Source organism: Tenacibaculum sp. A30 (assembly GCF_051200845.1).
GTDB lineage: Bacteria > Bacteroidota > Bacteroidia > Flavobacteriales > Flavobacteriaceae > Polaribacter.
This window is the reverse complement of the sequence record NZ_CP195160.1, coordinates 2499186-2522771: the sequence shown is the minus strand read 5'-3', so window position 1 is coordinate 2522771 and position 23586 is coordinate 2499186. Positions and strand designations below refer to the sequence as shown.

Genomic DNA, 23586 nt, shown 5'->3' with positions numbered 1-23586 from the left:
ATATTTTCTTAAAACCTTTTTTCATATCCTTAATGGTATATTTATTGAAACAAATTCCTCTGAAAAATTGAAAAACATGATAAAACTAAACACTTCAGCCTTATTAGGAATGGCTTTTTTAGCCCTAGTAAGCTGTAAAAACGAAACAAAAAAAACAGACACGCAAGAAACTACTCAAGAAGCTGTAACTACGACTCTTAGTGTTACAGGAAACTATGTTTCTTCCGAATACGAGAAAAGAGATGAAGGCTACGATTGGGTTTCGGTTGCTGTAAAAGCTGCTAAAGACGAGCAATTAAAAATTGCTGTTCGTTCGCGTGCTGACAAAAAGAAACCTACCTGTACTTTTGAAGCACTTGCAAAAAAAGTAAATGACAGTACCTTTACAGCTACTGCCGAAGGGAAAACAATCCTATTTTCTTTTAAAGACAATCAAATTTCCATCACTACTCAAAACGAATCTGATAGCAACATCTTAAACTTTTATTGTTCTGGAGGAGGTAGTCTTGCGGGTTCGTATCAAAAAATTGAAGGTGATTTAGACCAAACACAGATAGACAAAACCATTTTTAGAAAAAATGTAACCTTACAAGGAATTAGCTTTAGTATTTCTACTCAAAAAAATGGAATGGAAACTGAATTAACGGTTACTCCGTACGGATTAGAAATAGATAATTCAGCCGTTACTCAAACTATTGATGGTAGTGTTGTTGATGCAGAAATTGAAGATTTAAACTCTGATGGTTCTCCTGAAGTATTAATGTACACAAAATCTGACGGAAGTGGAAGCTACGGAAATGTAATAGGATTTTCAGTAAACAATAAAAAATCGATGAGTCAAATATACTTCCCTCCTATTACCGATAACAAAGAATTAAGTAAGGGATATATGGGGCACGATGAATTTACCATTATTGAAACTACCCTATCACAACGTTTTCCTATTTATAAAGAAGGTGATAGCAATGCCAACCCAACAGGTGGCACCAGACAAATTACTTACAAATTGTTTGATGGAGAAGCCTCTAGAAAATTTGTAGTAAAAAACTCAACTGAATTTAACACTAATAACTAAACTTAAATAGTATGAAAAAACTATCATTTGTATTCGCAGTAATTTTATTAATCACAGTCTCTTGTACAAAAAAAGACAATAGCGAACAATTATACGGAACCACTTGGGAACTAGAATACATCTCTGGACCTAGAATTGCTTTTGAAGGATTGTTTCCTGATAAAAAGCCACAACTTACGTTTAATAAAGAAACAAAGAAAGCTACTGGAAATAACGGTTGTAACGGTTATGCTGCTGAATTTACGTTAGGAGAAGAAAATGCGATTTCTTTTGGAGAACCAGGACCAACAACTATGATGTACTGCGGACAAGGAGAACAAGAGTTTTTAAAAACCATTAAAAAAATAAACAAGTATAGTTTTGACGAAGACGGAAAACTAAACTTATTAATGGACGATGTAACCATGATGCGCTTTAAAAAAGTAACTACCGAAGAATAATTCACGATAATTGTTACTTTAAACGAATTAATAACTTAGGAGAAACCTCATACTATAAATCCTTTTTTGGTTTGTTAGTATGAGGTTTATTTTTAACTACCAAAGGCAACGTTCGCTAATAAGTATACAGAGAATGTTGGGTTGTATCTATACAAATGTAAAAGCAGAAAACATTCCGTAATATCAGCGACCCGTGTTATGGGAGTATTCAATAAAATGTGTCAACTTGTTTAAAGTTGCTCCTATTACTGAAGAAGGAAGACAACCGATTAGGCTTCGTTTGTAGTCCCGATAAAAAAGTTGCACTTTTTTATCTTATTTCTTTATATTTGAAAGTGTTAATAAAATTGCTAAAAGTTCCGCATATCTTACCGTAAAAGGAATATATAAGTAATTTTATTACGTATATAAACTAGTTACAAAACATTAAAAACCAACAAAAATGGCTGATGATACAATATACATGTCTGAAAAAGATGACTACCCTAGAGAAAAAAAATCTTATGGAGAATTAGTAACACGAGTTTATTTTAGTGGAAAACCTGAAACAGCAAAAGAAGCTAGATTAAAATATACAAAACCTCTTGTAAAAAAAGTAGAAGGTCCTTTTAATGAAAATGGAGAGTTAGTTGATGAACTTGAAATTGGAACGACATATATTTATAAGGCTACAGAACATCAAGAATCAATTTTATCTCTAATTAAAAATATATGGTGGGCTGAACAATTAGATGACGGAGAAATCACAGACCTAGAATACAAGAAAGGAGAAAATCCATATTTAGATGATAATAATATAGTTTGTTTCAAATATACAGTCAAAAAATGTGAAAAAGTAAGGATTTACGCTTATGTAGCTAAGCCAATAAAGCCTGTAAGTATTGAATCCGAAGTAGCTTCAAAAAAGGCTATAGCGTTTTTTATTGGTGGTGCTAGTGATAAAGAACCATACTATGGCAATCCTGCTACTGAAATTGTAAAAGAACGTGTTAAAACCGAATTTGATGAATTAATTAAAACAGAAAGTATTAAAGGTTATGATAGTTTCTATCTAGGATATAATGAAACAAGAGGAGATGAAGACATTCAAAATAAAATTATTGCTAATATTCACAATAAAGAAAATACAGCTATTTACATTATTGGTCATAGCCTTGGTGGTTGGAATGGCGCTCATTTATCTCAAATCTTAACTGATAGAGGGTATAATGTGGATTTATTAATAACACTTGACCCTGTTGGTGTGGGTTCAACTGTAACTTACATTTCAGATATTTATTGGGGAACACCAAAACCTAAAGCTAATTATTGGATACACATAAGTACATTTCCTGAAGATTATAGATTTGATGATTTTATAGCTGATTTTGGAGAACAGTGGAGACCCAAAACAGGAATGCAAATTAATGATGAATGTAGTTGCAATCACGGAAGTGCTGGTTTTATGTTTACTAAAAACCTAAAGGACACCGATATTTCTGCATCCGATATGCTTCTTCATCAAATAAAACTTTTCATATCAAAACAAGCTGAAAAATGAAAAACATACTAATTATTTTAATCTCTATCTTATTTTTTTCTTGCAATCACGATATTCCAATAGCAAATATTCAGTTTATTAAAATTGAAAAAAATGATAAATATGAAAATTCCTTTTTTTTATATTTCAAGTCTGATGTAGAACTTATAGAAAATCTGCAAAAAGAACACCTAGGAGCAAGAGTTGATTGCTTTTTCAAAAATGAAAGGGTTAATAAAAGAGATTATGCTGACTACAAAGGTTTCATATTATCTTCTGTTGGAGATTTAGAATTAATATCTAAAAAAGATAAGTATACTTATAAAATTAAAACTTTCTTTGAACAAGAGGGTATTGAAAAATATTCGAATAATCCAATAAAACAAGGAGAAATAATATTAAAAAAATTACAAGAAGATATAGACAAACAAACTGAGTGTGCAAATTGCGCTGTAACAGCTGTCACTTTTATGAATACAACAAAACGATATATATCCAATACAATGTGTCTTCCCAAAACAGAAATAAAGAAAGTACTGAAATAACGTTTTGTAACACGGTGTATAAAACATAGCTAATAAGTGCTTAATCAAAAGGTTTGTATATATTTAGAAAGTCCACCAAATTTTTAATTTGGCTTTTAAAATTGATAAATTAAAAACAAAATATAAAAATTCGGCTCTGTGTTAACCCGAAAAGTTAGTGTCTTTTTGCACGCTACGTTTCATACACAAACCGTTGTACGCAAGCTGAAAAAAGCCACCACACGGTCAAGCACATTTGGTTTTTCCGACACACAAATCCAACGCTAAAAACCAAAAGAGCTTGCCCTTCCCCACTACCACCCAGAAATAAAAATCATTAGAACTTGATGCAAAAACAGAAAATTATTTTTACATTTGCTAAAAATAGGTCAAATCATAATTTGATTAAATTATAAAAATGGCAAGTTTCGGACATTACATAAAAACGGAAAGGGAAAAACGAGAATGGACACAAACTGAATTCGGTGCGAAAATCGGAATTAACACAAGTGCCATTAGTCGAATAGAAAACGGAAGTCAAAAATTTAGCAAATCAAAGCTGAAAAAGTTGGCTGAACTATTTAAAACCGACTTACAGACCGTTACGGATTTATTCTTTGCTGACAAATTTGCAAGAGAAGCCTTTAAATATAAATGTTCAGAATCCATTTTTGCTGTGGCAGAAGACACAGCCAATTATTTAAGAACTACTAACTCAAAACAGGGAGAATTCAATTTTAGTAATGAGTAAAAAATATAACGTAATAGACCTATTCTGTGGTTGTGGAGGTCTTTCTCAAGGATTTATTGAAGCGGATTACAACGTAATTCTAGGAATAGACCATTGGAAAGATGCAATTGAAACTTTTAACTATAACCATAAAAATTCAAAAGGAATTATTGCTGACTTGCTAAACCTAGACCCTCAAGAAATAAAGACAAAATATGATATTGAAAGTGTCGATTTAATTATAGGCGGCCCACCCTGTCAAGGTTTTTCTATTGCTGGAAAAAGAATCATTGATGATGAACGAAACCAACTTTACAAATCCTTTCTTCGATTTGTAGATTATTTTAAACCCAAAGCATTTGTTATGGAAAATGTTCCTAACATACTTTCAATGGGAAATGGTGCTATCAAAAATCAAATTTTAAAAGACTTTGAAGATATCGGATATAAAATAACTTATAATAAACTATTAGCATCTGATTTTGCCGTACCTCAGAATAGAAGGAGAGCTTTTTTTGTTGGCTTAAAAGATAGCTTGGAGTTTGAATTTCCGAAACCAACTACAACTGATAATAAAATCACGTCTGAAGAAGCCATTTCCGACTTGCCAAAAAATAGTTTAGAAGATGGATGTCAATACCCCATTAATCCAAAAAGTGTTTTCCAAAGAGAAATGAGAAATGGAAACAAGGTAGTTTTCAATCATCAAATCACAAACCATAATGAAAAAACGGTTGAAATTATTGCTATGGTTCCAGATGGAGGTAATTACAAAGACTTACCAAAAGAACTTCACGAAACGAGAAAAGTAAATATCGCTTGGACTAGACTTAATAGCAAAAAGCCGAGTTTTACCATAGATACTGGTCACAGACATCATTTTCATTATGAATTTAATCGTGTTCCTACGGTTAGGGAAAGTGCTAGAATTCAATCATTCCGTGACGAATTCATTTTTTGTGGTAGCAAAACAAGTCAATACAAGCAAGTAGGTAATGCTGTACCACCATTATTAGCTAAAGAAATAGCTTTAAAAATCAAAAAATATTTATGAGTAAGCCTTTAAAATATAAAATTCCTGACGAATATTTCTTTAGGTTACATCACGTTAGACCTCGCTTCAAAAATGATGTTGAAGAGGTTTTACTTTATGTTGCAACTTCTATTTCGGAAATGCCAATATTGAACAAAGAAGTATTTAGAGATGAATTAAATAAAGTTCTTTTTAGCTTCAAGAAAAATGCCACATCTACTCAAAAAACAATTGACAATTGGAGAACTGAAATCTCCGCATTGTTTGGTTTTATTCAAGAATCGAACGGAAAACAATATCCTGGATTAACTGCAAAGAGATTAGCCAATAATCAATATTTGGATGAATTTTTTAATTACTTCTTGTTCAGTTTTCAATATCCAGGAGGACATATAAAACCTCAAAATGTAATTAAACAAATTGAAGCTGGAGTACGATTCAAACCTTGCCAATTCATCTTACAACTTCTTATTGAAGGAGAAAAAATATTAGGCAAACCTTTTAGTTTCACCGCAGAAGAATTAACTCAATGTGCATATTTTGATTTAAGAGTTACCCGAGATGGCAGACACCCAAAAGAAGTTGCTGAACTAATTTTGTCCAACAGAAATCAAAAGATTGAATATGAACACAAGTATGAGCAACTAAAAAACTCTAGAACTGGAACTTATCCATCCAGAGGTGATGTGTATCGCTATGCTGGAGATATTTTAGATTATATGGTGTTGGCAAATTTGTTACAGCATAAAGGTACTGGCTACTATTATTATCTAAATGATGAAAATAAAGAAGCTATCAATTTTCATTTGAGAAACTCGGTTTGGTTTAATGAGTATGACCAATTTTATGATAAAGAATCAATTACAAATCCTGAGGTTAGTTCTCTTGAAGAATTATGGTTTGATTTTGTTAACAGCTTTGATGAAATAGAAGAATTTAAACCTCAATTAGATTCTAATGAAGTTGAAAGCATTTCCGCTTTGATTCAAGAGTATTATTCTAGAATGACTGGAGATGCTAAAGTTCCAACCAAAATTTTTGGAGACTACGGAGAAACTTTAGTATTAGCTCACGAATACCTACGAACCAAAGAAGGTTCAAACAGACAACATTTGATAAATAAAATTCCAACACCATTAGGAGTTGGATATGATTTACAAAGTATCGAGATTGAGAAAAAGAAAAGATATATAGAGGTTAAAACTACAAAATCGAGAAAAGCCATCAATAGCAATCGATTTAAGTTGACCCCCAACGAATGGGATACAGCTGAAACACTAGGTGACAATTACTATGTTTATTATTTGGTCATTAATGACTCTGGAAAAAACATATTTATCATTAATAATCCTGTAAAGGAATATGAAAAAGGCAACTTAAAAGTTGATAAAAATTTAGTAGTAGAATTTTCAAAAGAATCTGGACAATGGCAAGAGTTAATGGAAATAAGAAATTAAGGGCTGCATCATTTTTTTGTGGTTGTGGCGGTATGGATTTAGGTCTAACTGGTAATTTCAGTTATTTGAATAAAAATTACCCTTCCCTGCCATTCGAGGTAGTATATGCTAACGACTTTGATAAATATGCTACAGAAATTTACAATGACAACTTTGAACATAAATGTATCACTAAAGACATCAAGGATGTTTCAATGGCAGAAATTCCCGAACACGATATTCTTTTGGGTGGTTTTCCTTGCCAATCGTTTTCAATTAGTGCACAAAATCCGCCAAGATTAGGTTATAAAGACGAAAGAGGTATGCTATTCTTTGAAATGGTCAAAATTCTTGAAAAGAAACAGCCTAGATTCTTTATCGCAGAAAATGTAAAAGGAATTTTGTCTGCCAATAAAAAGAAAGCGTTTCCAATGATAATCAAAGAGTTTGAAAATGCTGGTTATTACCTAAAATATCAGCTTTTTAATGCGTCAGAATATGGTGTTCCACAAAAGCGAGAACGAGTTTTTATAATTGGGTTCAAGAATTATGAGGACTTCGTTTATTTTAATTTTCCCAAACCAACCACTTTGAACGGCTCAAAAGTTAAATTGAAAGAGGTAGTTGACAAAAAAGCTAATAAGGATGAAAAATGGTTCTTTAGCCAACGTGCGGTTGATGGAATGATGAGAGTACAAAAGAAAATGAATAAAGGAAGAGACCAAAACTTGGAAGAACCATGCAATACAATTAGTTCGCATCTTGCAAAGGTCAGCCTGAACAGTACTGACCCTGTTTTAAAAATTGACGGTAAATACAGGAGATTCACACCAAGGGAAGCAGCAAACATTCAATCTTTTCCTGACAATTTTAAATTGGATTCTGTTTCTGATGCTAGACAATATCGAGCAATTGGAAATGCTGTTCCACCAGTATTAATGTGGCACATAGCAAATTCATTAGGACAACTTATTGAAAAAGGTATAAAACAAGCCAACCCTGAAAGCCATACACATTTGCAGTTCGCACAAGCCAACGCTTCACCAAAAACTGCAAAAGAGTATGTCTTTTCCAACGCTGATAAAAACGAACTGAATGAAAAAAAGCCAGCGTACAACATTGTATAAAAATAATAGCGGTTTAATCGTTAAAATGAAAGTGAGTAAATATAAAAAAGGTCTGTGTTTAATCGAAAAATAAGTGCTTGGAAATCCGCTACTATTCTTATACGAGACCGTTGTGCATAATGTAAAAAAACGAAATCTGAAATGACACCAACCGAATTTGAAAATCATCAAGTATTTGAAAAACTTGACCAAATCAGTTCTCGAATAGAGGAAAAAGAATTAAGAGAATTAATTGGTGTTGACAGCATTAATTTTTTTGAAACAGCAATTAGTTATCTAAAAGACCGATTAAAACTTACAATTCCAACGATTGTCCAAGAAGCTGAATTGACAAACATTTCGAAAGAAATTGAAAATTCGTTAACTCAAATAAACTCTTTTGTAGGAAATAAAAATACAGGTCATATAACGAATGCTACAAACAATTTGTACACAGCAACCTCAAGAGTTCGAAATTTACCTTTACCATTTGCGAAAAACGACTTTAATTTTTCAAAGAACATTGCAAACTTTGAAAAAATCACAAAGGAGAAATACGACTTATTAGAAACAGAAAATAAAGAACTTAAAAAGCAATTTGACGCTCTATCTAAAAAACTTGAAGAAACTGACAAAGCTTTAGAGAATGTAAATACTACTTTAAAACAAAAGGAGTTAGAAATACAAAACTTAAACAAGTCATTTCAAACAAACTTTGAGACAATAAAAACTTCTGCAACACAAAATTACGAACAAGACCGAAAAACTTTTAGAGCTGAATTTGATACTTCCAAAAAGACATTAGCAGACGAAGTAGAAAGCTTAAAGTCAGAAATAAACACAGGTACTGACCAAATAATAAAAGATTTAGAAGCTAAACTTGAAGAAGCTAAAAAAATTGTTGGAGTTGTAAGCGACAAAGCAGTTACAGGAAACTATCAGAAAGTAGCAAACAGTCACAAAACCACAGCTGACGTTTTCAGAGTAATAGCAATAATCCTTATGATTGCTCTTTCAGGAATTTTAATTTATACAATTTGGGATATTAGTGGAGATAACTTTGATTGGACAAAATCTTTAATAAGAATATTAGCTGCTGCTGCACTTTCATATCCAGCAACTTATGCTGCTAGAGAATCAAGTAAACACAGAAAACTTGAAGTACTAAACAGAAAAGCTGAACTTGAATTGACAGCTATTAATCCATTTATAGAATTACTACCCGAAGCAAAAAAACAAGCTATTAAAGAAAAATTGGTTGAAAAATATTTTGGGAACAGCGGTAATTTATTGAACGAATTAGATGATAAAAAGGAAGAAGATGTTTCAGTTAGTTCAATCGAAAGAATTATAAAAACATTAATTCCATTTATAAAAAAGTAAAACACTATGCACAACAATGGCTATAAGTAATTGCTTGTTCTCGCCTACTTCTGAAAATCCTCGCGGATTTTCAGTTTGGTGTGTACTTGCAAAGTTAACCGCTAACCCACGCAACTACTCATAGCCGAGACCGTTAGGCATAATTAGTGCAAAACCTGAAATGAAATATTTTTTCTTCATCGTTTTATTAACATCAATTAATTGCTCAAGTAAAATGAATATAAAATCTATACCTTACAACAATCAACTAAAGAAAGTAGAGCTTTCCGACATCATATTTAATACTATTTCACTTGACGAGATTCCAGAACCATACTTTAAAGATTACTCTCATCATAAAAGTGCAGCGGCAAGAAACTATAAATCCTACGATACCATGGGATTTAGAGATATTTTGTTAGAGCATCTATCAAAACGCTTTAGGAGCGCCATTTTAAAATTACTGATCATTACACCGAAAGACGAACATTCGCCTTATGATGCCTTTGCCTATCTATCCGATAAAAGAATAATTGGCATACGTATAGAAAATAACGGGAATTACAAGTTATGGATGGACATCATTTTTAAAGATCAATATCAAGAGCTTGAAGAATATAAAAGCGACGGTCAATTTGAAAGGCAACCTGAACTGAATCCTAACCCACAATTTATGCTTACTTTAGGAAAAGGACTGTTTTCACAGAAATGGGTAAATTCTGGAATGTTGATAGATGAAAAACCTTATGAAAATACTGGCGCCTATTTATATAAAAATGCGCCGAAACAATACAATGAAGCAAAAATCGCCAAAGAAAAACAGAACTACATAAAAAAATACATTGATACGACACGTAGCTCACATGTGAACAATGCTCATTTGAAAGCCTTATTTGAAGCATTTATTAGCGTCAAAAAACTCACACCACACCCATCAGAAAATAATAAACAGGTCTATGAAACATTTGAAACCTTGGCAGGCTATGCATTTCCTGAAGAATTAAAACTATTGCTCAGTTTACATAACGGCATTGAAAGCACAGGATTTTTGACTGCCGAACAAATACTTGACGAGTGGAATAATTGGAAAGAAATTTATGATAGTGCTGATTGGATGCTTGTTGATTTAACAGGCGATAATCACCCAGATGGAAGAAAAACAGTGGGTATGTACACCAATCCATATTGGATCCCCTTTCTAAGTACAGGCGGCGGAAATTTTATTGCCATAGACTATGCGCCTGGCAGCAAAGGAACATCAGGGCAAATAATTGCCTTCGGAGCAGACGAAATTAAAATTCGGTTCATAGCCGAAAACTTTGAAGATTTCTTTCAACAATACATAGATGGAAAAGATGTTTTGAACAATGGATTCTGAAAAATAACTATGCCTAACACGGTGTATAAGTAATAGCGGTTGAAGTGGTAAAACGAGAATATAAACACAAAATTAAATAAAGGGCAGTACAAAACAGAAAAATTAGTGAGTAGAAATCCGCTACTACTCATACACTAGCCCGTTGTGCTTCATGCTGAAAAAAGCCAACCGCACAAAACAAAGAGTGCTATCGCACACATTGTTTTTTTGCCAACGCTCATAAAAATATTAAATTTAAACCGAATAAAAAAGATAAAATAGAATATGCCAATACCAACAATGACCAACGCTCAAACTGCGAAAAAAGATGAATTTTACACACAGTATCTTGACGTTGAAAAAGAAATGACAGCTTACTTGGAATATGACAAAGATGTATTTCGTGGCAAAACAATTCTATTACCTTGCGATGACCCTGAATGGAGTAATTTCACAAAATTCTTTGCACAAAATTTTGAAAGATTTGGACTTAAAAAACTGATAAGTACAAGTTATGCGGTTGAAAGTAAAAACTATAAATCAAATTATCAACCTACACTCTTTGAAGTTAACGACCCACAATACGATGAACAAAAGACAAGAGTAAACGGGAAAATATTTACACTAACAAAAGATAAAACTGGCGATGGTGTTATAGATGTAAATGATTTAGAATGGCATTATTTAGAAGGAGATGGAGATTTTAGAAGTGAAGAAATAAAAAAATTAAGAGACGAATCTGACATTATTATAACAAACCCACCATTTTCACTTTTCAGAGAGTTTTTAGCTTGGATAGTTGAAGCAAATAAACAATTTGTGATTATTGGAAATATGAATGCTATATCATATAAAGAAGTTTTCCCTTTAATAATGGCTAATAAAATGTGGACAGGAAATAGGTTTAACAGAAGAGTAAATGGTAAAAATATGACCTTTTACGTTCCTGATGATTACAAGTTAAGTGGCACAGAGGTAGATGTAGATGACAAAGGAAATAAAATGATTAGTGTTGCAGGAACAGGTTGGTACACAAATCTCGAACACGGAAGAAGACACCAACCTCTATCTCTGATGACAATGGCTGATAATATAAAATTTAGTAAGCACAAAGAAGTTAGAGGACAAGAGTATGTAAAGTATGATAATTATGATGCTATTGAAATTCCATTTACAGATTCTATTCCAAGCGATTACGATGGTGTAATGGGTGTTCCAATTAGTTTTTTGACCAAACACAATCCAGACCAATTTGAAATTTTAGGTTTAACACAAAGAGGTTGTCATGATGCAGTTCCTGATACAAAAAAATACGATGACTATTGGGAAGTAAAACAGAATGGAGAAAAAACAGGTTCTTCTGGAGGTAAAACCAACGGCAATCCTAATGTAGAAGGAAACGATGGTCGTAAAAACTATTTTATTAACAAAGAAGGCAGAGTGATACAATCAAAGTATCAAAGAATATTTATTAGACACAAAAGATGATTACAACATTAAAAACAAATATAACAGTTGAGGACATTTGCGATGGTTTTGTTTACAATGAACTTGAGGGAAAAGGTTTATTTGGTTTATCAGGTAAATTAACAATACAACCTGAATATCAACGAAATTATATTTATGCAGATGGAAAAAAGGATGTTGCAGTAATTGAATCTGTTTTAAAAGGCTATCCTCTTGGTTTAATCTACTTTAATAAAGTTTCTAATGACAATTTAGAAGTACTTGATGGACAGCAAAGAATTACGAGTTTAGGTCGTTTTGTAACGAATAAATTTGCAGTAAGGGATGAGAATGGAATGGAACAATATTTTGGTGGAATTGCAAAAGATAAACAATACAAGATATTAAAAACCCGATTACTCATCTATGAATGCGAGGGAGAAGAAAGCGAAATAAAAGAATGGTTTAAAACAATTAATATAGCTGGAGTTCCTCTGAATAGCCAAGAATTATTAAACGCAGTTTATTCTGGGCCTTTTGTTACGTTATTAAAACAAGAATTTAGTAATTCTCAAAATTCAAATATTCAAAAATGGAGTGCTTATATTAGAGGTAATGTCAATAGACAAGAATTTTTAGAACGAGCTTTAGAATGGGTTAGTAAGAACAATATTGGCGAATACATGAGTAAACACAGAAATGAAAATAACATTACTGGAGTTAAGACATACTTTACTTCTGTAATAGATTGGGTTTCGAGTGTATTTAAAGATGTTGAAAGTGAAATGTGTGGTTTAGAATGGGGAAGATTATATGAAGAATATCATAATAAATCATACAACCCTAACAAAGTTTCCGAAAATGTAAAAGAATTATATTCAGACCCTTATGTTAAAAACAGAAAAGGTGTTTTTGAATTTATACTTGGAAACATGGAAAACACAAAACTTCTTGATATTCGTGTTTTTGATGAAGCTACGAAAAAATCTGTTTATGGAAAACAAACAAAAATTGCGAAAGATAAAAATGTGTCGAACTGTCCACTTTGTGCAGTAGGAAATAATGCCAACAAAAATAGAATTTATAAAATATCAGAAATGGATGCTGACCATGTAACTGCTTGGAGTAAAGGTGGAAAAACTGATATTGAGAATTGCGAAATGTTATGTAAAACTCATAATAGAGCAAAAGGGAACAAGTAAAGTCGAAGCAATGTTCAAGCACATTACAATCCTCGTTCCTGCGGTTGTAAAGAGCTTTCACGCCAACGCTGACGGACTGAAAATAAAAAGCACGAAAGCACAACAACGTATATAAAAAATAGCGGTTTAGGTGCTTAAACAAAAGAAAATTAATAAATTAGAGGTCAGTTATAATCCGAAAAGTTAGTGTGTGCAAATCCGCTACTTTTCATATACAAGACCGTTGTAACTAATTTTAAAACAACTCTTACTTTAGAATGAGAACAGTCGAAGAAATCAGAGCAAATTATAAAAAATTTACTGATTCAAAAATTGAAGATTTAGCAAAAAATGAATCTCGTTCATTAAGAAGAGAAATCTTAAGTGTTTTAAAAGACGAAATTATTGAAAGAAATCTTGACCCAAATTTGATAACTTGGGTTGACGCTGAAAATAATTTACTTACAGAATTAGAAAAAAAGAATCTAAAAGAAAAGATTAAACACTTACCTTGTCCAACTTGTTCAAAGAAAAATGGTGAACTTAAAGGTTACGAAATTTCAACAGTTGTATCGTATTTAATTTATTGTGATGACAAAACAGAAATCAAAATAACCTGTAAAGATTGTGCAAGAAAGTATAAATTGAATTCAATTTTAAAAACAGTTTTTTTAGGTTGGTGGTCAAAAAGAGGAATATTAGCAACACCTTTTACATTAATTAAAGAATTCATAAATTTTCTATTTTACAAAGAGAAAATAAGTAATAGAATAATTGACACATTTATTGACAAAAACAACGGAATTTTTAGACTTGATGGAATGGAAAATGACGTTTTAATTCCATTGATAAAATTTGTGAATAGAGAATTTGAATAAAAAACTAGTTACAACAACGGTTACAAGTAATGGCTAGTTCAGGAATATTCCGAAAATTCTCCGAATTTTCTAAAATAAGTTTATATTTGTTATGGCTTGGTGATGGTTTACGCCACTATTTGTAGCCGCGGACCGTTGGCAATAATTAAAACCAAAGAATATGAAAACAAAAAAAACCTTGTTACTGATTTTGGGAATATGTCTATTATTCTCTTGTAAAAAAAATGAAAAACAACGAGTAGAAAATAATGCTGTTGTCTATTATGGTGGAGACATTATTACTATGACAGGAGAAAATCCCGAATATGCCGAAGCGATTGTAGTTAGGGACGGTAGAATATTATTTGTAGGTGACTCAAGTGAAGCTATGGAAATAGCAGGAAACGGTCATCAAATGATAGACTTAAATGGTAAAACCTTAATGCCTAGCTTTATCGACCCACATTCTCATTTTATTAATTCATTAGGAATGAGCACTCAGGCCAATTGTTCGCCCTCACCTGTTGGAGAAGCTGATAATGTAGCTGGTGTAGTAAAAGCTTTACAAAACCTTCAATCAGAAAAAAACATACCAGATGGTAAATTAATAATGGGCTATGGCTATGACGATACCGTGATGCCAGAAGGTAAATTATTAAATCGGGACGACTTAGATGAAGCCTTTCCAAATAATCCTGTAATGGTGATGCACGTTTCTTTGCACGGAGCTGTTTTAAACTCTAAAGCTTTAGAACAATTTGGGTTTTCTGAAAAAACCGAAACACCACCCGGAGGAATTATCGTAAGAAAACCTGGAACCAATAAACCTTATGGCTTGATAATGGAAACCGCATTTTTACCCATTTTTTCTCAATTACCTAAGCCAACTGAAGAAGAGCTGTTACAACAAATTAAAGATGGGCAAATGATTTATGCAGCGGCTGGAGTTACAACTGCACAAGATGGAGCGGCTCATTTAGGAGATATACAAATCGTTCAAAAAGGTGCAGATAATAAGTCTTTATTCATTGATGTTGTTTCCTATCCTTTTATAACCGAATTCGATACAATTTTTAAACTTTATAGTGCTGATGATTTTGGTAAATACAATAATCGATTTAAACTAGGTGGTATTAAAATAACCATAGATGGCTCGCCTCAAGGACGAACAGCATTGTTTACAACACCTTATTTAACTGGTGGCCCTAGTGGTGAAGAAAACTGGTTAGGAGAATCTACATTTTCGCAGGACGAAGTCAACCAAATGCTAAAAAACGTGTATGATAAAGGTTTACAATCAACTTTTCACGCTAATGGTGATGGTGCCATAGATATGTGTATAAAAGCTCACGAATTCGCTAGCAATGGAAATCCAACCAAAGAACGCAGAACTACAATTATCCATTCTCAATTTGTACGTCCAGACCAATTAGATAAATATGTGGAGTATAATATGATTCCATCGCTCTACACTGAGCATACTTTCTTTTTTGCGGATGCCCATATAAAAAATAGAGGTTTGGAGCAAGCGTCTTTTATAAGCCCAATGAAAACGGCAATTTCAAAAGGATTGAAACCTACCAACCACACAGATTTCAATGTAGCACCCATAGACCAAATGATGGTTGTTTGGACGGCTGTAAACAGAGTTTCAAGAAATGGTGAAGTTATAGGTGCGGACGAAAGGATTTCGCCATATCAAGCCTTAAAAGCAATTACCATCAATGCGGCTTATCAGTATTTTGAAGAAGCTAAAAAAGGGACTTTAGAAAATGGTAAGCTAGCAGATTTAGTTATTCTGGACAATAACCCCTTGAAAGTAGACCCTATGAAAATTAAAGAAATCAAAGTCCTTGAAACCATTAAAGAAGGAGAAACCATTTACAAAAAAAATTAGTTAGAGATGAAAAATATATATTTAATATGCTTGTTATTTTCTTTATGCCTTCAATACACACAGGCACAAGATACTTCGGTAGAAATAGACCCTTCTAAGCCTACCAATCTATACACGCAAATAAATACCTTAGGTGAGTACAATGCCTATGATGGTTTTGCTACCTATGGCACGAGAATTAATTTTCAATATGCCTTCAACCCTGATAACCTTTTATTAGCAGAAGTTCCACTTTTGTATAATGATGCAACTAATAAGTTTGGGCTTTCGGATGTAAGAGTGCGTTACTTTAATGCAGTCAAGCGGAATATATCAAAAACTGTTATCGCCATTGCACCTTTTGCAGACATTAGTATCCCAACAGGTTCTGTCGCCAATGGACTTGGTTCAGACACTTGGTCTTTAGCAGCTGGTGCAGTAGTTGGTATAGTATTAAATAAGAATATATCACTATTCCCAGGGGTTAATTACGTGTATTTAACAGAACCTAAAGAAAGTGGTTTCGGGTTTCAAACAAATATGAGCTTGAAATTTAGCAAACAAGCATTTGTTTTTTTAAATCCTATTGTTACAATGTTTGATTTTGACACTATTTGGCAAGCTGAAGTTAATTTTAATTACATAATTACCCCTAACAAATTTAAAGTCAACGCTGGCTGGTATCCAAACTTTACAAATGATATCAATACAATGAGAGTAGGCGCAACTTTTTTTCTTTAAGAAAGATGTAATTTGGTTTATAGAATTACTATGTGCCTAGATTAAACTATAACTATTGCCAACATTGGCTATAAGTAATTGCTGGTTCTCGCCTACTTCTGAAAATCCTCGCGGATTTTCAGTTTGGTGTGTACTTGCAAAGTTAGGTGCTAAACCACGCAACTACTCATAGCCCAACCGTTGTACTACATTATGAAAAAAACTTTAGTCATATTTATAATCCTTTTGATTTCTATAAAAGTGAATGCTTGTAGTTGTAAATGGAGCGGAAATTTTTTGCGAATTGCCAATAATTCAGAATTAGTAATTAAAGGAAAAATTATAGAGCATATTTATCATACCGAAAACGGAAAACGATTCACGAATTACGACGATTATATAGCAGAAACTCTTAACAATGAATTTGACCCATATTATGGAACTGGAGAATCAATAAAAGTTGAAATTCTCGAAATAATAAAAGGAAAGGAAGAAAGAAAAATTATTGAAATTTTTGATACTGACGGAGCAGATTGTAGAGCAAGTATTCGTGATTTTAAAACTGGAAAAATATATGTTTTCGCAACTTACAAACCTGAACGAACTGGAACGAAACTACCGAATGAAACTATAAATGACTATGCAATCGGAGGTTGTTATGAAAGTTCATTGGAATATTTACCTGAAACAAGCCAAGTTTTTGGAATGATTAAAGGAAAATCATATAAACGGAAAAGCCGAAAATATAGTTACGAAAAACTGAAAAGAAAAATAACGTAGTACAACAAAGAACTGAGGTAAAAAACAAGTAAATTTTATACTTTTTTAAACCAAAGTACTTTTATAATTTGCATCATAAGGCAAACCACTTTTTATTATTGCAAAAGCTTGTTTTAGTAGCTTATTACACACCGCTATTAAAGCAAGTTTTTTACTCTTACCCTTAGCTACAATTCGGTCATAAAGTTCTCTACATGTTTTGTTGTATTTACAAGCATTAAAACTACACATAAACAATAAATTTCTAAGCTTTGGATTACCCATTTTACTTATTCGAGGTCTTCCTTTTATACTACTGCCTGACTCTCTAATAACAGGAGTTATACCTGCGTAACTGCACAGCTCCTTTGCCGAAGTAAAGCGCTTAAATCCATCGGTAAAAACTAATAACATTAATGCTGTTTTACCCCCTATTCCTGGAATTGACTTTAATAAAGTCAATTCTTCTTGATAGCTCTTTTTTACATTCTCTAGCAACAAATCTTCTAATTTAACCATCTCTTTTTGTATATTTTTTAGTTGCCTTTTTAAGGAACTAACTACCAATTTTGATGGAGTTCCTAATACTGATTCGCCATGAAGCTTATTCTTTAATTGAGTAGATTGTTTCGTATAAACACTCAACAAACGTACTATTTGTAAACATTCTTGTTGTTCCTTGCTTTCTCCTTTCCATATAGAAGGGGCTTGACTTACGCCATAATTATATAACTGTTTTGCATCACTCTTATCCGTCTTTACTTTTGATAAATTCATTTGAATAAAACGTTTTACCTTCAACGGATTTTCTACAGATACCAAAACTCCTTTTTCTGTTAAAAAATAAGCTAATCGTACATGATAATAACCTGTCGCTTCCATTATACAATGAGTTAAATCACTTGTGATTAACAACAGCTCTTTAAAGCCTGATGTATCATTTTTAAACTGATACCAATTACCTTGATAATCATACACATCTAAAACATCTTTACTTACATCGATTCCTAAAAATTGTTTATTTTTACTCATAAGAAAAAAGGATTGGAAAGAAAAATAACTACTATCAATTCAACAACTTGAAATCGAGATCTTGGTCTCACAGAACTGAACGAATTTAAAGTAGTAAAGCGTAGGGATTATCAATGTTGACGAAATCTAGGTTTCAACGTATATCATAACCTTACTCTACGCTTTTTTCTTTCTGGTTTTTATTACTAAAGTTAAACAATTGCTAACTTAAGATGTATAACCGCAATTACGGCGGATTCGACTACGTCCGAATCCACTCGGAATTGCTAACGTCTGTGCTAAACCGAAAAATCTTCGTATTTTAACCCGTAACTGACGGTTATACGTATTCCAAGGTAAAAAACAAGTTTTTTTTTAGAAATTTACTGCTGCTATATTTACAAAGGGAGTACCTCTTTTAATTACTGCAAAACTGCGTGCTAAAATTTTATTTCTAACGTTGTTTAATGCAATCATTTTATGTTTGCCTTCCTCTAACTTTCTGTGATAATAATTCTTTAACTCCTGATCAGACTGTATCGCTGAAACAGCAGCCATACTTAATAATGTCTTCATTTTTCTATCGCCTATATAGTGGCTTTGTTTTCGTCGCCTAATAGAGCTTCCTGAGCTATATTCAAATGGGGCGATTCCACAATAACTTGAAAATGAACGCCAGTTATTAAATTTCATAAAATTGGATGTATGATAAAGTAATTGACAACTTAATATCAGACCTACTCCTTTTACAGTCCTTAACAACTCATAGTTGTGCTGTAACTTATCATCTGTCTTTAATAATTCTTTCATACGTTTCTCTATAGATAATACTTGCTTGTCAATGTACTTTATTGAGCGTTCTAATATCTTACAACAAGGGTCTGTTGAAGGACTTGAAAGCAAATGCTTTTGCTCTTTTAAAGTAGATTTTAAACCACTACGGTCTCTTACCATTTGATCTCGCAAAGCTAAAAGCCTACCAATCTCTTGAAACTCTTTTGGCTTTACATTACTGGGTTCTAATTCTTCTCGGTATATCCATCCAAATCGGGCAATCATGTAGGAATCTAGTTTATCTGTCTTCTCTCTAGCAAGACCTGTACTACGTTTAATTCGCATTGGGCTTTCTTCTACATAAATAAGTGATAGTGACGACAAAAAAACCGATAGCTTTAAGGAATAATTCCCTGTATTTTCAAAACAGAAAAAATACTCTGATGTTTCTAAATGGCGTTTACTCCATCGGATAAGCTCTTTATATCCCTCTTCATCATTTGAAAATACCGCATGTTGCCTACTGTTGTATAAGGTGGCATCAATGGTCTTTTTTGATACATCAATCCCAATCACATCTCTTACTTTTTTCATATATTTAAAAAATTAATGATTAATGACGTTTTGCAACTATTTCCTTTAATGAGCCATAGTGGCTAGGTATTCCAAGTAGTTCAACTAAACGTCGTGCAAGAAGTAGAGAGGACTATTACGTGTAATAGGTATTACCTAAAGACCGTTCGAGTTCTCCTCTCTACTCTTGTTAAATTTAATAATATCAAAGTAAAGGAGACCGATAGCTTTAAGGAATAATTCCCTGTATTTTCAAAACAGAAAAAATACTCTGATGTTTCTAAATGACGTTTACTCCATCGGATAAGCTCTTCATATCCCTCTTCATCATTTGAAAATACCGCATGTTGCCTACTGTTGTATAAGGTGGCGTCAATGGTCTTTTTTGATACATCAATCCCAATTACATCTCTTACTTTTTTCATATATTTAAAAAATTAATGATTAATGACGTTTTGCAACTATTTCCTTTAATGAGCCATAGTGGCTAGGTATTCCAAGTAGTTCAACTAAACGTCGTGCAAGAAGTAGAGAGGACTATTACGTGTAATAGGTATTACCTAAAGACCGTTCGAGTTCTCCTCTCTACTCTTGTTAAATTTAATAATATCAAAGTAAAGGAGACCGTTGTGTGCAATGCCCAAACTAACCGCTGAAAATTTAACTGATTGAAAAAAAAATTATAGAGTAAGAAAAATAAGATGACGCTTTTTATCAAAAACATGGTTTGCAATCGCTGTATCCTAGTAATTCAAAATGAATTAGACAAATTAGGTGTTGGTTTTAAAAGCATTAAATTGGGTGAGGTTATACTCGAAAAAGAACTTACTTCAGATGAAAAAGAAAGTCTGGACAAGATTTTACTTGATTTAGGCTTCGAAATTATTGATGATAAAAAAAGTCGCATTATTGAAAAGATAAAAAACTTAATCATCAATTTGGTACACCATCAAGATAGTGAAACAAAAATCAATCTATCTGAACTATTAAGCAACGAACTACATCACGATTATAATTACTTATCCAACCTTTTTTCTGAAGTAGAAGGTACTACTATTGAAAAGTATTTTATTGCTCAAAAAATAGAAAAGGTAAAAGAATTACTCGTTTACGATGAATTATCCTTAAGTGAAATTGCTTTCCGTTTACACTATTCAAGCGTGGCATATTTAAGCAATCAGTTTAAAAAAGTTACAGGATTAACGCCAAGTCACTTTAAAAAAATCCGTAAAGACAGAAGAAAACCATTAGACGAGGTGTAAATCTTATAAATCAATTCCAAAATTCCACAATAAATTTTCTCTAACTTAATGCCAACTTTGTATTGTACAATTAATACAGTAAAAAAATGGCAACAAATAACAATAAAGACATCATTTACCTACCTCTAGAAGGTGTGGAAAGTGAACACTGTGCTTTAATCGTTGAAAAAGGGTTAGCACATGTTGAAGGAATTGAAACCCATAAAGTAGAACTAAACAACCAAAGAGCTGCTATTACGGTTACTAACGAAGAAGTTCTTGCGAACGCCGTTACTACTATCAAAGATTTGGGTTATGGTGTAACCACTGTTAAAAAAGTATTTCCAGTATTGGGTATGACTTGCGCCTCTTGTGCTGGAAGTGCTGAAAGTATTGTTAGCTACGAACCAGGTGTAGTAAATGCTTCGGTAAATTTTGCTAGTGGAAATTTAACGGTAGAATACCTTCCAAACATGACTAATGCTACAAAATTGCAAAAAGCAGTACAAGGTGCGGGTTATGATTTGCTAATTGAAGACGAAACCAAACAACAAGAAACCCTCGAAGCTATTCATGAGAAGAAGTTCAAGCAACTAAAAACCAAAACCATGTGGTCGGTATTACTTTCGTTGCCTGTAGTTGTTATTGGTATGTTTTTTATGAATATGCCTTACGCTAACCCTATTATGTGGGCCTTCTCTACCCCCGTATTATTATGGTTTGGAAAAGACTTTTTTATCAATGCATGGAAGCAAGCCAAACATCGTTCTGCAAACATGGACACTTTGGTCGCTTTAAGTACAGGTATAGCGTATATATTTAGTGTATTCAATATGTTATTTCCTAAGTTTTGGGAATCTAGAGGATTAGAAGCACATGTATATTTTGAGGCAGCTGCGGTTATTATCGCATTTATTCTGTTAGGAAAACTATTAGAAGAAAAAGCCAAAGGAAACACCTCATCTGCCATTAAAAAATTGATGGGCTTACAACCTAAAACGGTGGTTGTGATACAACCTGACGGAACGGAAAAGCAAACTGCTATTGAAGAAGTGAACGTAAATGATACTATTCTTGTTAAACCAGGAGAAAAAATTGCGGTAGACGGTATAGTTACCTCAGGAAGCTCGTATGTAGATGAAAGTATGTTAAGTGGTGAACCTGTTCCGGTACTAAAAGAAGAAAATGAAAAAGTATTTGCAGGAACCATCAATCAAAAAGGAAGTTTCCAATTCAAAGCCATTAAGGTTGAAAAAGAAACCATGTTGGCTCAAATTATTAAAATGGTACAAGATGCACAAGGTAGTAAAGCTCCTGTACAGAAATTGGTTGACAAAATTGCAGGTATTTTCGTTCCTGTGGTAATGAGTATTGCTGTTATTACATTTATTATATGGTTTATTTTAGGGGGTGATAACGGATTGGTTCAGGGATTGTTAGCTGCTATCACCGTATTGGTTATTGCATGTCCTTGTGCTTTAGGACTTGCTACTCCTACCGCTATAATGGTGGGCGTTGGTAAAGGTGCTGAAAAAGGTATTCTAATTAAAGATGCTGAAAGCCTTGAATCGGCTAAAAAAGTAAACGCTATTATTTTAGATAAAACAGGAACCATTACCGAAGGAAAACCTGAAGTTACAGGTATATCTTGGCTACGTAATGATGATACCGCTAAGAACATTCTTTTAAGTATCGAGAAAAAATCTGAACATCCATTAGCAGAAGCTGTTGTAAAGTTTTTAGGAGATACTGCCACTACCCCACTAACAAATTTCGACAGTATTACGGGCAAGGGCGCTAAGGCTGATTATAACGGAGAAACCTTTTTTGTTGGTAATAAAAAGTTATTGGCTGAAAATAAGGTTACCATAGCGGAAGAACTTTTAAAACAAGCAGACGAATGGAGTAAACAGGCTAAAACTGTTATTTGGTTTGCTAATAGTAAAGAAGCACTTTCTGTACTTGCTATTTCAGACAAAATAAAAGAAACCTCTGTACAAGCTATTAAAGAGTTACAGGCTATGGATATTGATTTATACATGCTTACGGGTGACAACGAAGCTACCGCGAAATCTATTGCTAAAGAAACAGGTATTCAACATTACAAAGCTGAAGTATTACCACAACACAAAGCTGATTTTGTAAAAGAGTTACAGCAACAAGGAAAAACCGTTGCTATGGTGGGTGATGGTATTAACGACAGTACTGCCCTAGCTACTGCCGATGTAAGTATTGCCATGGGAAAAGGTAGTGATATTGCAATGGATGTTGCTAAAATGACCATTATATCATCTGACCTAAGTAAAATACCACAAGCTATAAAGCTTTCAAAACAAACGGTAGCTACCATTAAACAAAACCTGTTTTGGGCATTTATTTATAACCTTATTGGTATTCCTATTGCTGCGGGTATTTTATACCCATTTAATGGCTTTTTACTAAACCCCATGATTGCTGGTGCAGCTATGGCTATGAGTAGTGTTAGTGTAGTTACCAATAGCTTACGTTTAAAATGGAAAAAGTAAAATCTAACTTAGTGATTAAATCTGTAAATCTCACAAATCAA

The 23586-nt window shown here is 32.8% G+C and carries 21 protein-coding genes; 18 read left to right on the top strand and 3 right to left on the bottom strand.

Going from position 1 to position 23586, the window contains the following annotated elements; translation table 11 throughout:
- Nucleotides 1–76 precede the first annotated feature (76 nt).
- From ACR9ES_RS12130 to ACR9ES_RS12055, 16 genes are all read left to right on the top strand, one after another.
- Complete coding sequence (locus ACR9ES_RS12130) at nt 77–1075, top strand: PliI family lysozyme inhibitor of I-type lysozyme (protein WP_274633585.1); 999 nt, start codon at nt 77–79, stop codon at nt 1073–1075.
- Between the two features lie 11 nt (nt 1076–1086).
- Entirely contained in the window at nt 1087–1515 is a 429-nt protein-coding gene (locus ACR9ES_RS12125; RefSeq protein ID WP_274633584.1) for an META domain-containing protein, read from the top strand.
- Nucleotides 1516–1957: 442 nt separating this feature from the next.
- The gene (locus ACR9ES_RS12120) at nt 1958–3055 is read left to right on the top strand and encodes a hypothetical protein (protein WP_435254391.1); all 1098 of its coding nucleotides are present in this window, start codon (nt 1958–1960) and stop codon (nt 3053–3055) included.
- Nucleotides 3052–3579, top strand: a complete 528-nt coding sequence (locus ACR9ES_RS12115) for a hypothetical protein (RefSeq protein WP_435254390.1) — start codon at nt 3052–3054, stop codon at nt 3577–3579. Before ACR9ES_RS12120 ends, ACR9ES_RS12115 begins: the two co-directional genes overlap by 4 nt.
- Nucleotides 3580–3976: 397 nt before the next feature.
- Nucleotides 3977–4309, top strand: coding sequence for a helix-turn-helix domain-containing protein (locus tag ACR9ES_RS12110; protein WP_198639449.1), 333 nt, complete (start codon nt 3977–3979; stop codon nt 4307–4309).
- Nucleotides 4302–5342: a DNA cytosine methyltransferase gene (locus tag ACR9ES_RS12105; RefSeq protein WP_198639450.1), complete on the top strand. Its 1041-nt coding sequence runs from the start codon at nt 4302–4304 to the stop codon at nt 5340–5342. The genes ACR9ES_RS12110 and ACR9ES_RS12105 overlap by 8 nt, the downstream gene beginning before the upstream one ends.
- Nucleotides 5339–6778: a protein NO VEIN domain-containing protein gene (locus tag ACR9ES_RS12100; RefSeq protein WP_198639451.1), complete on the top strand. Its 1440-nt coding sequence runs from the start codon at nt 5339–5341 to the stop codon at nt 6776–6778. Before ACR9ES_RS12105 ends, ACR9ES_RS12100 begins: the two co-directional genes overlap by 4 nt.
- Nucleotides 6748–7884: a DNA cytosine methyltransferase gene (locus ACR9ES_RS12095; RefSeq protein WP_198639452.1), complete on the top strand. Its 1137-nt coding sequence runs from the start codon at nt 6748–6750 to the stop codon at nt 7882–7884. Before ACR9ES_RS12100 ends, ACR9ES_RS12095 begins: the two co-directional genes overlap by 31 nt.
- 141 nt (nt 7885–8025) lie before the next feature.
- Nucleotides 8026–9246, top strand: coding sequence for a hypothetical protein (locus tag ACR9ES_RS12090; RefSeq protein WP_435254389.1), 1221 nt, complete (start codon nt 8026–8028; stop codon nt 9244–9246).
- A gap of 160 nt (nt 9247–9406) precedes the next feature.
- Nucleotides 9407–10603, top strand: a complete 1197-nt coding sequence (locus ACR9ES_RS12085; protein ID WP_435254388.1) for an SMI1/KNR4 family protein — start codon at nt 9407–9409, stop codon at nt 10601–10603.
- 264 nt (nt 10604–10867) lie between these two features.
- Nucleotides 10868–12070 (top strand): adenine-specific methyltransferase EcoRI family protein, encoded by a 1203-nt coding sequence (locus ACR9ES_RS12080; protein ID WP_435254387.1) that lies wholly within the window; start codon nt 10868–10870, stop codon nt 12068–12070.
- Nucleotides 12067–13230: an HNH endonuclease family protein gene (locus ACR9ES_RS12075; protein WP_435254386.1), complete on the top strand. Its 1164-nt coding sequence runs from the start codon at nt 12067–12069 to the stop codon at nt 13228–13230. The genes ACR9ES_RS12080 and ACR9ES_RS12075 overlap by 4 nt, the downstream gene beginning before the upstream one ends.
- A 257-nt stretch (nt 13231–13487) precedes the next feature.
- A complete protein-coding gene (locus tag ACR9ES_RS12070; protein WP_435254385.1) occupies nt 13488–14087 on the top strand; it encodes a hypothetical protein in 600 nt (199 codons plus the stop codon).
- A gap of 160 nt (nt 14088–14247) precedes the next feature.
- Nucleotides 14248–15963, top strand: coding sequence for an amidohydrolase (locus ACR9ES_RS12065; protein WP_205123428.1), 1716 nt, complete (start codon nt 14248–14250; stop codon nt 15961–15963).
- A gap of 6 nt (nt 15964–15969) precedes the next feature.
- Nucleotides 15970–16683, top strand: a complete 714-nt coding sequence (locus ACR9ES_RS12060; protein WP_138259781.1) for a hypothetical protein — start codon at nt 15970–15972, stop codon at nt 16681–16683.
- 192 nt (nt 16684–16875) lie between these two features.
- The gene (locus tag ACR9ES_RS12055; protein WP_435254384.1) at nt 16876–17442 is read left to right on the top strand and encodes a hypothetical protein; all 567 of its coding nucleotides are present in this window, start codon (nt 16876–16878) and stop codon (nt 17440–17442) included.
- A gap of 45 nt (nt 17443–17487) precedes the next feature.
- On the opposite strand, the gene ACR9ES_RS12050 is transcribed toward ACR9ES_RS12055, so the two are convergent.
- The 3 genes from ACR9ES_RS12050 to ACR9ES_RS12040 all read right to left on the bottom strand — a co-directional run bounded on the left by ACR9ES_RS12050 (nt 17488) and on the right by ACR9ES_RS12040 (nt 20204).
- A complete protein-coding gene (locus tag ACR9ES_RS12050) occupies nt 17488–18453 on the bottom strand; it encodes an IS110 family transposase (RefSeq protein ID WP_435254383.1) in 966 nt (321 codons plus the stop codon).
- A 354-nt stretch (nt 18454–18807) separates the two neighbouring features.
- A complete protein-coding gene (locus ACR9ES_RS12045; RefSeq protein WP_435254382.1) occupies nt 18808–19800 on the bottom strand; it encodes an IS110 family transposase in 993 nt (330 codons plus the stop codon).
- 131 nt (nt 19801–19931) lie between these two features.
- Complete coding sequence (locus ACR9ES_RS12040; protein ID WP_435254381.1) at nt 19932–20204, bottom strand: hypothetical protein; 273 nt, start codon at nt 20202–20204, stop codon at nt 19932–19934.
- Between the two features lie 276 nt (nt 20205–20480).
- Between ACR9ES_RS12040 and ACR9ES_RS12035 the strand changes: the two genes are divergently transcribed.
- Together ACR9ES_RS12035 and ACR9ES_RS12030 are read left to right on the top strand one after the other, a co-directional pair.
- Entirely contained in the window at nt 20481–21041 is a 561-nt protein-coding gene (locus ACR9ES_RS12035) for a helix-turn-helix domain-containing protein (RefSeq protein ID WP_435254380.1), read from the top strand.
- Between the two features lie 86 nt (nt 21042–21127).
- Nucleotides 21128–23545 (top strand): heavy metal translocating P-type ATPase, encoded by a 2418-nt coding sequence (locus ACR9ES_RS12030; protein ID WP_435254379.1) that lies wholly within the window; start codon nt 21128–21130, stop codon nt 23543–23545.
- The last annotated feature ends 41 nt before the right edge of the window (nt 23546–23586 follow it).

Excerpts from the sequence above, each read along its gene's own strand:
- ACR9ES_RS12095 (WP_198639452.1), top strand. The coding sequence starts at position 6,748 with ATGGCAAGAGTTAATGGAAATAAGAAATTAAGGGCTGCATCATTTTTT.
- ACR9ES_RS12045 (WP_435254382.1), bottom strand. The coding sequence starts at position 19,800 with ATGAAAAAAGTAAGAGATGTGATTGGGATTGATGTATCAAAAAAGACC.
- ACR9ES_RS12100 (WP_198639451.1), top strand. The coding sequence starts at position 5,339 with ATGAGTAAGCCTTTAAAATATAAAATTCCTGACGAATATTTCTTTAGG.
- ACR9ES_RS12130 (WP_274633585.1), top strand. The coding sequence starts at position 77 with ATGATAAAACTAAACACTTCAGCCTTATTAGGAATGGCTTTTTTAGCC.
- ACR9ES_RS12035 (WP_435254380.1), top strand. The coding sequence starts at position 20,481 with ATGACGCTTTTTATCAAAAACATGGTTTGCAATCGCTGTATCCTAGTA.
- ACR9ES_RS12085 (WP_435254388.1), top strand. The coding sequence starts at position 9,407 with ATGAAATATTTTTTCTTCATCGTTTTATTAACATCAATTAATTGCTCA.
- ACR9ES_RS12090 (WP_435254389.1), top strand. The coding sequence starts at position 8,026 with ATGACACCAACCGAATTTGAAAATCATCAAGTATTTGAAAAACTTGAC.
- ACR9ES_RS12080 (WP_435254387.1), top strand. The coding sequence starts at position 10,868 with ATGCCAATACCAACAATGACCAACGCTCAAACTGCGAAAAAAGATGAA.
- ACR9ES_RS12055 (WP_435254384.1), top strand. The coding sequence starts at position 16,876 with ATGAAAAAAACTTTAGTCATATTTATAATCCTTTTGATTTCTATAAAA.
- ACR9ES_RS12105 (WP_198639450.1), top strand. The coding sequence starts at position 4,302 with ATGAGTAAAAAATATAACGTAATAGACCTATTCTGTGGTTGTGGAGGT.
- ACR9ES_RS12125 (WP_274633584.1), top strand. The coding sequence starts at position 1,087 with ATGAAAAAACTATCATTTGTATTCGCAGTAATTTTATTAATCACAGTC.
- ACR9ES_RS12110 (WP_198639449.1), top strand. The coding sequence starts at position 3,977 with ATGGCAAGTTTCGGACATTACATAAAAACGGAAAGGGAAAAACGAGAA.
- ACR9ES_RS12075 (WP_435254386.1), top strand. The coding sequence starts at position 12,067 with ATGATTACAACATTAAAAACAAATATAACAGTTGAGGACATTTGCGAT.
- ACR9ES_RS12040 (WP_435254381.1), bottom strand. The coding sequence starts at position 20,204 with ATGAAAAAAGTAAGAGATGTAATTGGGATTGATGTATCAAAAAAGACC.
- ACR9ES_RS12070 (WP_435254385.1), top strand. The coding sequence starts at position 13,488 with ATGAGAACAGTCGAAGAAATCAGAGCAAATTATAAAAAATTTACTGAT.
- ACR9ES_RS12050 (WP_435254383.1), bottom strand. The coding sequence starts at position 18,453 with ATGAGTAAAAATAAACAATTTTTAGGAATCGATGTAAGTAAAGATGTT.
- ACR9ES_RS12115 (WP_435254390.1), top strand. The coding sequence starts at position 3,052 with ATGAAAAACATACTAATTATTTTAATCTCTATCTTATTTTTTTCTTGC.
- ACR9ES_RS12065 (WP_205123428.1), top strand. The coding sequence starts at position 14,248 with ATGAAAACAAAAAAAACCTTGTTACTGATTTTGGGAATATGTCTATTA.
- ACR9ES_RS12120 (WP_435254391.1), top strand. The coding sequence starts at position 1,958 with ATGGCTGATGATACAATATACATGTCTGAAAAAGATGACTACCCTAGA.
- ACR9ES_RS12060 (WP_138259781.1), top strand. The coding sequence starts at position 15,970 with ATGAAAAATATATATTTAATATGCTTGTTATTTTCTTTATGCCTTCAA.
- ACR9ES_RS12030 (WP_435254379.1), top strand. The coding sequence starts at position 21,128 with ATGGCAACAAATAACAATAAAGACATCATTTACCTACCTCTAGAAGGT.